The organism is Dyella kyungheensis (assembly GCF_016905005.1).
Classification (GTDB): Bacteria; Pseudomonadota; Gammaproteobacteria; order Xanthomonadales; family Rhodanobacteraceae; genus Dyella; species Dyella kyungheensis.
On the sequence record NZ_JADIKC010000007.1, the window covers coordinates 26,310 to 38,683 of the forward strand.

Consider the following 12,374-nt stretch of genomic DNA (forward strand, 5'->3'; position numbering starts at 1 on the left):
TTTCTCTCCCGCGTATCGGCCGCCAGCGCATCGGCTTGAGCGGGACCAGGGCCATGGCACGTCGCTTGCTTCTCAAGTTCCGACGTTCGCCGCCGATGCCGGAAGCGACCCTTATAGGAAGGAAAGATCCACCCATGAGTCTGATCTGGAGCCAGCATCTCGCCGAACTTGCCTGTGCTGCCGCGGCGGGTGACCGCGCGCAGGTCGCGCAGTGGTCGGCCCGGCATCCGCGTGCAGCACAGGCGCTGGCACCGCTGCTGGCAGCCGTTTTCACCGCCAAGCCGCCGGTGGCCGTGGCCATGCAGACCATGGAGCAATTGGGCCTGGTGCTGGGCGCCGCGCAGCAACTGGCCCGCGAACAGGCCTCGATGCACCAGTCGGCGCAGGAGAGCCGCGATGACGTCGGTCGTTTGACGGATGGCAGTGCCGGAATCTCGACATCGCTGCAGCAGGTCGCCACCGGCCTGGACTACGCGCGCAAGACCGGCGAAACCGGCGAACGCAGCGTGAGCGAGCTCGATGGCCAGCTGCGCCTGCTGCGCACGGCGCTCTCGGCGATGAACCGCAACCAGAGCAAGCTGGCCGAACAGGTGGCACAGATCCGCAAGCTCACCAGCGTGGTGCAGGAGATCGCCCACCAGACCAACCTGGTGGCGCTCAATGCCGCCATCGAAGCCGCCCGTGCAGGCGAAGCCGGCCGTGGCTTTGCCGTGGTGGCCGACGAGGTGAAGCAGCTGGCCGAGAAGACCAGCCTGGCCACCAACGAGATCGAGGGCGTCACCGTTTCCATCGGCGACTTCTCCAAGCAGCTCGATGGCGACGTGCAACAAGGCCTGCAGCGCCTTGACCGCGCGCAGGGTGGCCTCACTCAGACCGAAACCTCCCTGCATGACAGCAGCGAAGCCTTGCGCCAGATCGGCGAGCGCATCGGCAGCATGCACAAGAACCAGGATGCCCAACACGCGCGAGCCGTGGCAGCCCAGGCCGCGCTTGGGGCGTGGCATCGCCGCTCGGCCGAGGCCACCCGCCAGTCCGAAGCGCTGAGCCGCGGCGCATTGCTCGGCCATCGCCTCGCACTGGACTGGCTGGAAACCGAAAGCGGCGAAGATCCGGCCAGCCTCAGCCTGACCGTGCGCGAAGCCGCCCAAGGCCTGCGCCAGGCGATGGAACTCGCGTTGCAGGAACCGGCCGCGCTGGATCGCCGCTGGTTCGACACCCAGGCACTCAGCCGCACGCTGACCCGCCTGACCGCCGGCCGCCACGACAGCGCCGCCGCCGGCGCACTCTCCGCCGCCGGTGCACGCATGCGCGAGCAAGGCAGCACCTTCGCCACGCTGCTGTGCGACGGCCAGCTCGACCAGGCCAGCCAGCTGATGCAACAGGTGGAAGGCGAGCGCGAGACCCTGCTGTCCCAATTGAATTTGCTGCTGGCCGATCTATGACGCGACGCCTGGCCGTCCTGCTACTCACCGCCCTCGTGCTGCCCGCCCATGCCGCGGAGCCGTCACAGGCGGCGCGTGCCGCGGCCGAGCAGTGGCTGCGCGGCCAGTACGAAACGTCCGGCAGCCGCGTGGTCGCGCAGGCGGCGGAACTGGATACACGTTCGCTGCAACTCACGCCCTGCCCCGCCGCGCTCAGCGCCGGGCTGCAGGCGGGCGCCCGGCTGATGCCGCGCATGAATGTGGTGGTGCGTTGCCCCGGTGCGGACGGCTGGAGCCTGCACGTGCCGGTACAGCTGCAGGTGTTCCGCCAGGTGCTCGTGCTGGTGCACCCGTTGCAGCGCGGCGACGGCGTGCGCGCCGACGACGTGCACAGCGAGGAGCGCGACATCACGCGCCTGGGCTACGGCTACGTCAGCGACATGGCCGACCTGGAAGGGCGTACCCTGTCGCGCGCGCTGGGTGCCGGCTCGGTGGTCACGCCGGCCGCCCTGGGCGGGCGCAGCGCGGTGAAGGCGGGCGACCAGGTCCAACTGGTGTCCCGCTTGAACGGTATCGAAGTACGCGCCAGCGGCGTCGCGCTGGGTGGCGGAGACAGCGGTTCGCGCCTGAAGGTGCGCAACGGCAGCTCCGGCAAGGTGATCGACGCCATGGTGATGGCTCCAGGGGAAGTTCTTGCGCTTCCATGAACCTGTCGCCTGAGCACTAAAGTTTGCGGCCCCCCGGCCGATCCTGTAAGCAACAGGGCCAGAAATCCACGAGAACGGACCCATGAATACCACGATCTCCAACAACGGCTTGCCCAAACTTCCCCAGCCCGCCACGGGCCAGGGCAGCGGCTCAACGCAGGGCACCTCCAGCACGACGTCCAGCGACGCCGTCGGCAGCAGCACGGGTAGTACCGACCGCGTGCAGATCACCGACTCCGCGCGCGCCCTGCAGGAAGCAGCCCGCACGCACAGCGGAGCCACCATGGACACGAAGAAAGTCGAGCAGATCCGCCAGCAGTTGGCGAACGGCACCTACAAGGTCGACGCCGGCAAGATTGCCGATCGCATGATGTCCCTCGAAAACCAGCTCAACGGCAAGTCATGAGCCCGTCACTGCAAGCCGAACTGGACCATGCGCTCACGGCGGCGGTCGACGAGATGCGGCTGGCAGTGGGTCAATTGATGGACGCGCTCACCACCGAGCGCACCGCCCTGGAAACGGCGGACGTCGACACGCTCAACCGGGCCGGCGCCAGCAAGCACGAACTGATGCTGCGGCTGGAACAGCTCGACAGCGAGCGCGTGCAGCTCAGCCAGAACGCCGCCGAAGCCAGCCGCGTGCTGGCACCGAAGTGGCAAGAGATCCTGCAGTCGCTGCGCGCCTGCCAGCAGCTCAACCAGCGCAACGGCTACCTCGTCGGTATCCGCCTGCAGCAGGTGCGCAAGGCATTGGCCGTGTTGACCGGCAATGAAACAGAGGCGAGCGTGTACGGCCGCGCGGGTGATCTGCGCACGAGCCTGCGCTCGCAAACGTTGGCCGAGGCCTGAGCCGTTATGACGCACGTGTTGCTCGCCCACACGTGTGCTTGTTTGCAGGCGGCAATCGCCGCTCCTCTCCACCATCGTCACCACATCGACCGATCATGAGCGAAGCTGCGGCCATCCCCTCCGCCCAAGACGCCTCCGTCGCCGCCAACGAACAGGCGCTGCCGGTCATCCGTCTGCCCATGCTGGACAGCAAGCGCGAATTGTTCGCGTACGAGATCGTGTTCCAGGACGATGCGGAAGACGAAGCCACGCTGATGCGTCGCGCCCTCGCCACCATCACCGACGGCGCACTCGCCCGCCTGGTGCGCGGCAACCGCACCTTCCTCCGGCTCAGCCACGAACTGCTGATGGAAGAGACCGATGTGCTGCAGCACCAGCCACGCTTCGGCGTGCTGCTGCGCCCGGAAGCCGCTGCCGACGCAGCACTGGTCGAACGCCTGGCGCGCATGGCGCAGCGCGGTTGTCCGCTGATGCTCGATGCCGGCGACACCACCCTCGAATTCAATCCGGCCGTCGAACCGCTGCTGAAGATCGTGCAGTTCGTGCGCCTGGATGCCAGCAAGCTCGATCCGGCCACGCTGCGCTCGCGCAGCGAATACCTGCATGCACGCGGCACCCATGTGGTCGCCGGCCACGTGGACGATCACGACACCTATCACCGTTGCGAATCGCTGCCGCTGCAGGCGATCCAGGGCCAGTTCCTGCTCAAGCCCGAACCGGTCGCCGTACCGGTGCTCGCCGCCAGCCGCCTGAGCCTGCTGCGACTGATGAAGGCTCTGCAGGAAGGCAACCCGGGTCCGGTGGAACTGGGCCAGATCGTGCGCGACGACGCCATCCTCAGCTACAAATTGCTGGGCTGCGTGAACTCCGCCTATTTCGCCTTGCCGCGCCAGCTCAAATCGGTGCAGCAGGCCGCCATCTTCTTCGGTGCCGCGCGCCTGCGTAACTGGATCTACACCATGGCCCTCAGCGGCACCGGCGACCGTCCGCCGGAACTGCTGCGCGCCGCGCTGATCCGCGCACACATGTGCGAGAAACTCGCCCAGCACATGCCGGCCGAACAACGCGAAATGGCCTTCACCGCCGGCCTCTTCTCATTGCTCGACGCGATGATGGAAGCACCGATGGATTTCGTGCTGTGGCATCTGCCGCTGGCTCGCGAGATCAGCACCGCGCTGCTGGAGAACAAGGGACCGTTCGCCATCCTGCTGGAGCAGATCCGCGCATGGGAAGCAGGCAACCTGCGTGGCGGCGAAGTGCAGCCGCAACTGATCCGGCGCATGGCGGCGATTTACCTTGAGGCAACGCAGTGGGCGGACCACGTCTATGCGTTTGCGGACCAGCGGCCGAATTGATGCCGCAGGTTTTGGTTGTCGTTCCCTAAGTCCGCCGAACAACCGTAGTACGTTCCTGCTCGTCATCCCGGCACGGACCGAAATCCAGACACCGAACCGTCGCTCTCTCCTGCGCGGAGAGACCAGGGCATTACTGCCTTGGGTGCTCGCGGGACCATAAGTGTTTCCTGTGGGAGCGCACCCTGTGCGCGACAGCCACGCAGGAATGTAACGCTCCGTAGGTTTGTCGCGCACAGGGTGCGCTCCCACAGTAGCTCCGCAGCTCCTGGCTCCAGCTCTTAGCTCCAGCTCTTAGCTCTTAGCTCTTAGCTCTTAGCTCTTGGCTCTTAGCTCTTGGCTCTTGGCTCTTGGCTCTTAGCTCTTGGCTCTTGGCTCTTGGCTCTTAGCTCTTGGCTCTTGGCTCTTGGCTCTTGGCTCTTGGGGTCCCCGTATGACGCGGCGGGCGGGTGGAGGAAAGCCCGAAGGGTGGCCGCATGGATGCGGCCAGTTTTTCGACAGGACAGGGATGTCCTGTCGAAAAACCCCGTAACCCGCCCGCGCACCTGGAGGGCGAAGCCCGGAAGGCGCGTCATCCGGGGGGCCCTTCTCTTTGGTTACTTTCTCTTGGGCAAGCAAGAGAAAGTAACCCGGCCTCCGGCAGGAGGACGGAAGCCCGCGGCAGGCGAGCCAGGTCGCGATCACGTGACAACTAAACACCGAGGCTCTGGATGACCAGCCGTTCGGCTGTTGAGAAGCGCCTCCGCGGGATGACGAGCTAAAGAAGACAGAGGCGATTCCACACAACAAGGCAAGGTTGGCCCCTCACCCCAACCCTCTCCCAGGAGGCGAGAGGGAGAAAATCAGGCAGCGGTCGCCCGCAACCTCCACACCGCCAACCCCATCCCCAGCAGCGCCATCCCAAACCACGCACCACCCACCGCCATATCCGTCCCCAGCCACATCACACACGCCACGGCGGAAATCAGCAGCGCTCCGCTGCCAACGGCAAGCAACGCATCGTGATGCGTACGAGGGCGCTCGGGAAGCAACAGCAACGCACCAAGCATCGCCAGCAACAACGCCCCGATACGGCGCGCCCACACAAACGAAGGCGGCGCAGGCACATCGGGCACCACGTCGACCAGCGAACGCTCGCCGATCTGCACGTCGAATCCCTTGCCATCGGCAGCATTGGCAGACGGCACCAGCTGATCGCCACTGACCTGGGCAAACACCGTGACCACCTGCGCCGGAACCGCCTCCCAACTCACGCGCAAATCGCCGAGCTGCGGATGATCGGGATGCTCGCTGGTGGTGAAGTAGTTGCCGTTCGGGGCGAAGCTCGCCGCCAGATTCGAAGGCAAGCTCTTGATGTTGGGCTCAATCAGCTCGCCGCCCAGCAGCGCATGCAGCAACGGCGCGGACAGCACGTAGTTGCCCACGCGGGCCTGCCCGGAATCGAACTGCTTGCCTTCCAGCGGAAAGCGCTCGGGATTCGCGTGCCCCCTGCTCTGCGCGAAACGCCGCGAGTCGACCGGGCGATCGACCCAATCCTGCTCGTAGTGCACATCGCCACCCAGACGGATTTCCCGCCACTGGAACATCTCGACGTGACGAATCAACACGGGCGCATGGGCCCGCTGGCCGAACTCGGGATCGAACGGTTCCTCGATCACGCGCACGGGACCGGTGACGCGCACCAGATTGCCGTGATGGCCGTTCGGCGCGGCACCATCGCCGATATCGAGGATCGGACCGCCGTGGCGGTCGGAGGCATGGCGGTTGTCGAGCAACCCCTGCTCGGTCATCGCGACCAGCCCTGCGCCAGCCAACAACAACAGCACGCCCAACACCCGTCGCAACCAAGGCTGCATATCCATCCCTCTCCCCTGTGGGCGGCCAGTCAGGCCACCTGTCCCCGCATCTCTGGTTGTTCCTGGGTGGTACCGTAACGCCCCCGCTCGTCGCGCACCACCTGCGCCACGGCGCAATCGTGATCATGCGTGAAGAACAACCGCACGCCGCGCGCCAGCTTGTCGTCCAGGAAGGCCTGCTTTTCTTCGATCAGCTTTTCAGGATAGCGGTCGTAACCCATGGTAATGGGCAGGTGCACCCAGAAGCGTCCCGGGATGAGGTCGGCGCAAAATACTACGCCAGCCACTTCCGCCAGCATTAATCCGGGCGTATGCCCGTCCGAGTAACTGAAGCGCACCGCTTCGCCCAGTGCTTGGGCATGTTCGCCTTCGACCAACTCCAGCCGCCCACTCGCCTCCAGCAGCGGCTGAAGTTCCGGCACGAACGACGCGCGATCGCGCGGATGCGGCTTCAGCGCACGATGCCAGTGATGGGCACCGACGATATAGGTGGCGTTCGGAAACAACAGGCGCGGCGCCTGCACTTCTTCCCACGCTGCAAGCAAGCCGCCCGCGTGATCGAAGTGCAGATGCGACAGCACCACCGCATCGATGTCTTCGTGGGTGAGTCCCGCCTCGGCCAACGAATCGAGCAGCACGTGACGTTCTTCCACCACGCCGTAGCGCTCGCGCAGCGCCGGCTCGAAGAACGCACCGATGCCGGTTTCGAACAGCACGTTCTTGCCGTCGAGGTCCTTCACCAGCAGGCAACGGCAGGCGAGCGGGATGCGGTTTTCCGCATCCGGCTTGATCCAGCGGGACCACAAAGCCTTCGGCGCATTACCGAACATCGCGCCACCGTCGAGCCGCTGCGAGTTGCCGGTGAGCGACCACAGTTCCATGGTTACTGCACCTTGCCCAGGCCCGACTCGCGGCGCGGATCGCTGGCGGCATCGAGCTTGTTGGTCTTCAGGTCCCAGGTCACCACGTTCATGTAGCCCCACGGGCTGCGTTCCTTCAGCTCATGACCCATCTGCTTGAGCGCATCGCTGGTGGCCGCATCGAAGGTGCCCGGCTCCACGTCCACGCGATCGGGCATGTACTGGTGGTGGTAGCGCTTCTGCGCGGCGATGCCTTCGGCGTTCTTGCCGTCCATGAAGGCCATGATGCCTTCCAGCACCTGGGTGATGATGGTGGAACCGCCCGGCGAACCGATCACGCCGACGCGATCGGGACCGAACACAATGCTCGGCGTCATCGACGACAGCATGCGCTTGCCCGGCGCCGGCGCGTTCGCGGCACTGCCCAGCAGGCCATAGACGTTGGGCTTGTTCGGCACCAGCGCGAAGTCGTCCATCTCGTCGTTGAGCAGCACGCCGGTGCCGGCGGCCACGAAAGTGGAGCCCATGGTGTAGTTCACGGTGAGCGTGATGGAGGCAATGTTGCCGTCCTTGTCGATCACCGAGAAATGCGTGGTGTGCATGCCCGGATCGACGCCCGTGCTGACCGGCAGCATCGACGACGGCGTCGCCTTGTCGGGCAGGATGGTCATGCGCAGGCCGGCCGCGTAGTAAGGCGACAGCAGCATGTCCAGCGGCATCTTCACGAAGTCCGGATCGCCGAGGTAGTCGTTGTGATCGCGGAACGCGCGACGCATCGCTTCGATCACCAGATGCGTGCGATGCGCTTCATCGAGTTTGCTGAGGTCGTAGCCGGAAAGGATGTTGAGGATCTCCGCCACCGCCACGCCGCCCGACGACGCCGGCGGCGCGGTGACTACGCGATAGCCGCGATAGTCCACCGTGATCGGCGTGCGTTCCTTCACCTGGTAACTCTCCAGGTCTTTCGCGCTCCAGTTGCCGCCCGCGGCGCGCACGGCATCCACCAGCTTCTTGCCGATCTCGCCGCGATAGAATCCATCCGCGCCCTGCTCGCCCAGCACTTCCAGCGTGCGCGCCTGATCCGGATCGCGCCACACCTGACCGGCCACCGGCGGCTTGCCGTTGGGCAAGTACTTGGCCACGGAAGCCGGCCAGCGCTGGATGTCCTGCTGGCGCTCGCTGATCGCATTGATCAGGCGGGCATCGGGCTGGAAGCCGTCGCGCGCCAGGCGGATGGCCGGCGTCAGCGAGTCTTTCAGCGGCAACTTGCCGTAGTGCTTGGCCAGCCACGCAAGGCCGGCGGGTTCGCCGGGAATGCCGGCGGAGAGCGGCCCGTTCAAGGCGGTGTCGCGATTGGGCGAACCGTCCTTGTTGAGATAGTCCTTGGTGTTCACCGCCGCCGGCGAGGTTTCGCGGGCGTCGATGAAGATGTCCTTGCCGTCGGAAGCGCGATGCAGCACCGCCATGAAACCGCCGCCGATGCCCGAACTTTCCGGTTCCACGATGGAGAGCGTGGAAGCCACCGCGATCGCCGCGTCGAACGCATTGCCGCCCTTGGCCAGCACTTCGAGGCCGGCATCGGTGGCGTGGAAATTCGCACTGGCGATACCGGCATGACCGGGACGCTGGGTGATGACGTGCGAGGGAGCAGTGGTGGCGGGAGTCGCGGCGGGGCGGCTGTCGGCGTACGCAACGCTGGAGGAAACAAGCAGGGCCAGCAGCGTCACGCGCCAGTTCAACGGGTGCTTCATGCGTCGTCCTTTGTGGAACCATGGCCCGACGTTGCCGCGGCGTCATCGCCCAGCCCCATCAGGTGTCGGTATTTGAGGTCGAGTTGGTCGTGGGTTTCGGTGTGCTCGGGGTCGACGATGATGCATTCGACCGGGCACACCTCCACGCATTGCGGTTCGTCGTAGTGACCGATGCACTCGGTGCACAGCGACGGGTCGATCACGTAGTACTCCTCGCCCAGCGAGATCGCCTTGTTCGGACAGGCCGGTTCACAGACGTCGCAGTTGACGCAGGTATCGAGGATTTTCAGGGACATTCGTTGAGTTTACACGTTGGGCACGATGGTGCGCCGCAAGATCCGAAGTGTTGAACCATCAAAGATGGATGCGCGCCGCAAAAACAAAAGCCCGCGGCACTTTCGCGCCGCGGGCTGAAAAACCGCTCCGGAAACCGGAACTTACATGTTCACGTAACGGATGGTGGCGCCGGTCGGCTGCAGCGTTGCGGTCACCTTGTCCTTGTCGCCGGCATCGCCGATCACCAGCACGATCACGTCCTTGAACGCACCGGCCTTGGCGTCCTTGAAGGCATCGGCCACGAACTGCGAGGTCTTGGCCGAATCCGGGCCGGCGAACACCAGCATGTTGCCCGGCAGCACGCCGCGGGCGACGGTGTCCTGCACCTGCTCAAGCTGGCGCTGGCGCAGCGCGTTGGCGTCGTCGCTGTCGCCGGCCGGCACCAGGTACGGGTACGGGCGCTCGGCCGTCATGCCCTGCATGTTCTTCTGGACGATCTGGCCGAGGTAGGCATTCCACGCCTTCGAATCGTTCGGATCGCTCGGCTTGGTAACGGCGGCGACCTGTTCGGTCGGCTGCTGGGCGGACTCGTCCTGCTGGCTGCAGGCGGCGAGGCCGGTGATCGCGATGGCGGCGAGGAGAGCGTACTTGTACATGGTGGTCACCCTGGAATGGTGGAAGCTGGTCATGGGATCCGTTGGATGACCGACTTTCGGCCGTCACGCGACAGATGCCTTGTTGGACCGAGGGAATGCACCGGTTCCATGGCGGCCTTCGCCACAAAAACCTTGCCTAGCCCCGGCCCGCGGCGAGCGACTGTCCTGTCCGCAGGATGCGGGCGAGGATACACGACGGCGGCCCGGCCTGACACCGTCACAGCTGTTGCAGTGCGGGCTCAATCGGCCGTGTTGGCGCGGTCCCGGTGCCAGCGCTGGCGCATGGCCTGCTGCACGGCCGGATGCACGAAGCCGGAGATATCGCCGCCCAGACGTCCAATCTCGCGCACCAGCGTGGACGAAATGAAGCTGTACTGCTCGGCCGGCGTGAGGAACAGCGTCTCCGCCTGCGGAATCAGGTGGCGATTCATGCTGGCCAGCTGGAACTCGTATTCGAAGTCGGACACGGCGCGCAGGCCGCGAATGATCACGCCCGCCCCCACTTCCTCCACGAAATGGGCCAGCAGGCCATCGAAGCCGCGCACTTCCACGTTCCTCAGGTCGGCCAGCGCCAGGCGCGCCAGCGCGATGCGCTCGTTGAGGCTGAAACCCGGGCCCCTGCCCTTGTTGGGACTATCGGCCACGGCCACGATGATCCGCTCGAACAGCGGCGCGGCGCGCGCCACCAGGTCGGCATGGCCATTGGTGATCGGGTCGAACGTACCCGGATAAACGGCGAGACGCTGGTTGACCGGCGGCTTGTTCACGTGACGAGTCACTGTCAGCGGAGGGGCGGCTAGCTTAGGCCCGTTCGAAGCGGTCGCCTAGCCCGTTTCTTAAGGGGAATGCCATACGCGAGGGTCAAGTGACGCGCCGATACAAGGCATAACGCACGTCGCCCGCGGTGCCTTCACGGTGCAGGGCCCAGTTCGCCGGCACCGTTGGCAGCGTTTGCCGGGGCGATTCCACGTAGATCCATGCCGAGGGCGCCAACCAGCCACCCTCCTCCAGGCGCCGGACCAGCGGCGTCCACAGATCGAGCGCAAACGGGGGATCGAGGAACACCAGCCCGAACGGCTGGGCGGCGCCCTGCAGGTACAGCTGCGCATCGACGGCAGCCACCTGCCCGCCCTGCGCCTTGAGGCGCGCCAGGTTGTCGCGCAAGGCCTGGGCAGCCCTCGCATCCCGCTCGACGAACTGCACGCTGGACGCGCCGCGCGAGAGCGCCTCGATGCCCAGCGCGCCGGTGCCCGCGCACAGATCCAGGCAACGCGCGCCGGAAATCACCGGCGCCAGCCAGTTGAACAGCGTCTCGCGGACGCGCTCGGCGGTGGGCCGCAAACCCGGCAGATCGGGCACATCGAGACGTGAATTGCGCAGCTGTCCGCCGATGATGCGAATGTGCCCGGAAGCGCCCTTCATCGGCGGCACGGCTCAGCGGTGAGTTTGGAACGGGGTGGTAGCATGCCCGCCATTGTCTTTGAATCGCTGCCGCAATGCTCAAGTTCTGGAAGAAGAAACCCGCCGACGCCGAACCGAGCCAGCCGACCGCGCCTGCGCCGGAGAGCGCCCCGTCGACCGGTTTCACGCACGACACGGATGCCGCTTCGCTCGATCACGCCAGCACCGCCCTCGACGAGGCCCTGGCCGAGAGCCCGCCTGCACCCGACGCTCCGGTGGAAGACGAAGCCACCGAGCTGGCTGCGGTGGTCGAAGCCGCCGTTCCGGCCAAGCGCAGCTGGCGCGAGCGACTTTCCGGAAGCTCGTTCGCACGCGGCCTGACCTCGCTGTTCGTCCGTCACCCGAAGCTCGACGACGATCTGCTGGACGAGTTGGAGACCACGCTCATCACCGGCGACGTGGGCGTCGAGGCGAGCACGGCGCTGGTCGAAGACCTGCGCAAGCGCATGCACAAGCGCGAGTTCGCCGATGCCGGCGCCCTGCTGGCGGCGCTGCGCCAGTCGCTGATCGCCATGTTGCGTCCGGTCGAGAAACCGCTCGACGTCGGCGGCCTCAAGCCGCACGTGATCCTCACCGTGGGCATCAACGGCGTAGGCAAGACCACCACCATCGGCAAACTCGCCCGGCGCTACCGCGACGAAGGCCGCCAGGTGATGCTGGCGGCCGGCGACACCTTCCGCGCCGCCGCCGTGGAGCAGCTCAAGACCTGGGGCGCGCGCAACAACGTGCCGGTGATCTCGCAAGGCCAGGACGCCGATGCGGCCAGCGTGATCTTCGATGCATTGCAGGCCGCGCGCTCGCGCAACGTCGACGTGCTGATTGCCGACACCGCCGGCCGCCTGCACACGCAAGGCGGATTGATGGACGAGCTGGGCAAGATCGCCCGCGTGCTCAAGAAGATCGACACCGACGCACCGCACGAAGTGTTGATGGTGATCGACGGCACCACCGGCCAGAACGCGGTGAGCCAGGTGCGCCAGTTCCGCCAGATCGTGGGCGTCAGCGGCCTGGTCGTGACCAAGCTCGACGGCACCGCCAAGGGCGGCGTGGTGTTTGCGCTGGCGCGCGAATTCGGCCTGCCGATTCGCTACGTGGGCCTGGGTGAAACCGCCACCGACCTGCGTGTATTCGACGCCGAGGCGTATGTCGACGGCCTGCTTCCCGCCAGCCTGAGCCAAGGCTGAG

General features: G+C 66.0%; 13 protein-coding genes. 6 read left to right on the plus strand and 7 right to left on the minus strand.

Going from position 1 to position 12,374, the window contains the following annotated elements:
* Positions 1 to 134 precede the first annotated feature (134 nt).
* The 5 genes from ISP20_RS14850 (at position 135) to ISP20_RS14870 (ending at position 4,332) form a co-directional block, all read left to right on the plus strand.
* Positions 135 to 1,442, plus strand: coding sequence for a methyl-accepting chemotaxis protein (locus tag ISP20_RS14850; protein ID WP_204636902.1), 1,308 nt, complete (start codon positions 135 to 137; stop codon positions 1,440 to 1,442).
* Positions 1,439 to 2,128 carry a flagellar basal body P-ring formation chaperone FlgA gene (gene flgA, locus ISP20_RS14855; RefSeq protein WP_204636903.1) on the plus strand — a complete coding sequence of 230 codons (690 nt, stop codon included), beginning with the start codon at positions 1,439 to 1,441 and terminating at the stop codon, positions 2,126 to 2,128. The genes ISP20_RS14850 and flgA overlap by 4 nt, the downstream gene beginning before the upstream one ends.
* Before the next feature lie 82 nt (positions 2,129 to 2,210).
* Positions 2,211 to 2,534, plus strand: coding sequence for a flagellar biosynthesis anti-sigma factor FlgM (flgM, locus tag ISP20_RS14860; protein WP_204636904.1), 324 nt, complete (start codon positions 2,211 to 2,213; stop codon positions 2,532 to 2,534).
* Complete coding sequence (locus ISP20_RS14865; RefSeq protein WP_204636905.1) at positions 2,531 to 2,977, plus strand: flagella synthesis protein FlgN; 447 nt, start codon at positions 2,531 to 2,533, stop codon at positions 2,975 to 2,977. The genes flgM and ISP20_RS14865 overlap by 4 nt, the downstream gene beginning before the upstream one ends.
* Positions 2,978 to 3,072: 95 nt before the next feature.
* Positions 3,073 to 4,332 (plus strand): EAL and HDOD domain-containing protein, encoded by a 1,260-nt coding sequence (locus ISP20_RS14870; protein ID WP_204636906.1) that lies wholly within the window; start codon positions 3,073 to 3,075, stop codon positions 4,330 to 4,332.
* An 839-nt stretch (positions 4,333 to 5,171) separates the two neighbouring features.
* On the opposite strand, the gene ISP20_RS14875 is transcribed toward ISP20_RS14870, so the two are convergent.
* From ISP20_RS14875 to rsmD, 7 genes are all read right to left on the minus strand, one after another.
* On the minus strand, positions 5,172 to 6,191 hold the full coding sequence (locus tag ISP20_RS14875; protein WP_338031015.1) for a TMEM43 family protein: 1,020 nt from the start codon (positions 6,189 to 6,191) through the stop codon (positions 5,172 to 5,174).
* A 23-nt stretch (positions 6,192 to 6,214) separates the two neighbouring features.
* Positions 6,215 to 7,066, minus strand: a complete 852-nt coding sequence (locus ISP20_RS14880) for an MBL fold metallo-hydrolase (RefSeq protein WP_204636907.1) — start codon at positions 7,064 to 7,066, stop codon at positions 6,215 to 6,217.
* Positions 7,067 to 7,068: 2 nt separating this feature from the next.
* Complete coding sequence (gene ggt, locus ISP20_RS14885; RefSeq protein WP_204636908.1) at positions 7,069 to 8,796, minus strand: gamma-glutamyltransferase; 1,728 nt, start codon at positions 8,794 to 8,796, stop codon at positions 7,069 to 7,071.
* Positions 8,793 to 9,092, minus strand: a complete 300-nt coding sequence (locus tag ISP20_RS14890) for a YfhL family 4Fe-4S dicluster ferredoxin (protein ID WP_204636909.1) — start codon at positions 9,090 to 9,092, stop codon at positions 8,793 to 8,795. The genes ggt and ISP20_RS14890 overlap by 4 nt, the downstream gene beginning before the upstream one ends.
* Before the next feature lie 141 nt (positions 9,093 to 9,233).
* Positions 9,234 to 9,761 (minus strand): hypothetical protein, encoded by a 528-nt coding sequence (locus ISP20_RS14895; protein ID WP_425490835.1) that lies wholly within the window; start codon positions 9,759 to 9,761, stop codon positions 9,234 to 9,236.
* 206 nt (positions 9,762 to 9,967) lie between these two features.
* Positions 9,968 to 10,495, minus strand: a complete 528-nt coding sequence (gene coaD / locus ISP20_RS14900; protein ID WP_204636910.1) for a pantetheine-phosphate adenylyltransferase — start codon at positions 10,493 to 10,495, stop codon at positions 9,968 to 9,970.
* 94 nt (positions 10,496 to 10,589) lie between these two features.
* Positions 10,590 to 11,150 (minus strand): 16S rRNA (guanine(966)-N(2))-methyltransferase RsmD, encoded by a 561-nt coding sequence (gene rsmD / locus ISP20_RS14905; protein WP_204636911.1) that lies wholly within the window; start codon positions 11,148 to 11,150, stop codon positions 10,590 to 10,592.
* Between the two features lie 74 nt (positions 11,151 to 11,224).
* Here rsmD and ftsY point away from each other — a divergent pair, with 74 nt between their 5' ends.
* Entirely contained in the window at positions 11,225 to 12,373 is a 1,149-nt protein-coding gene (ftsY, locus tag ISP20_RS14910) for a signal recognition particle-docking protein FtsY (RefSeq protein ID WP_204636912.1), read from the plus strand.
* Position 12,374: the final 1 nt, after the last annotated feature.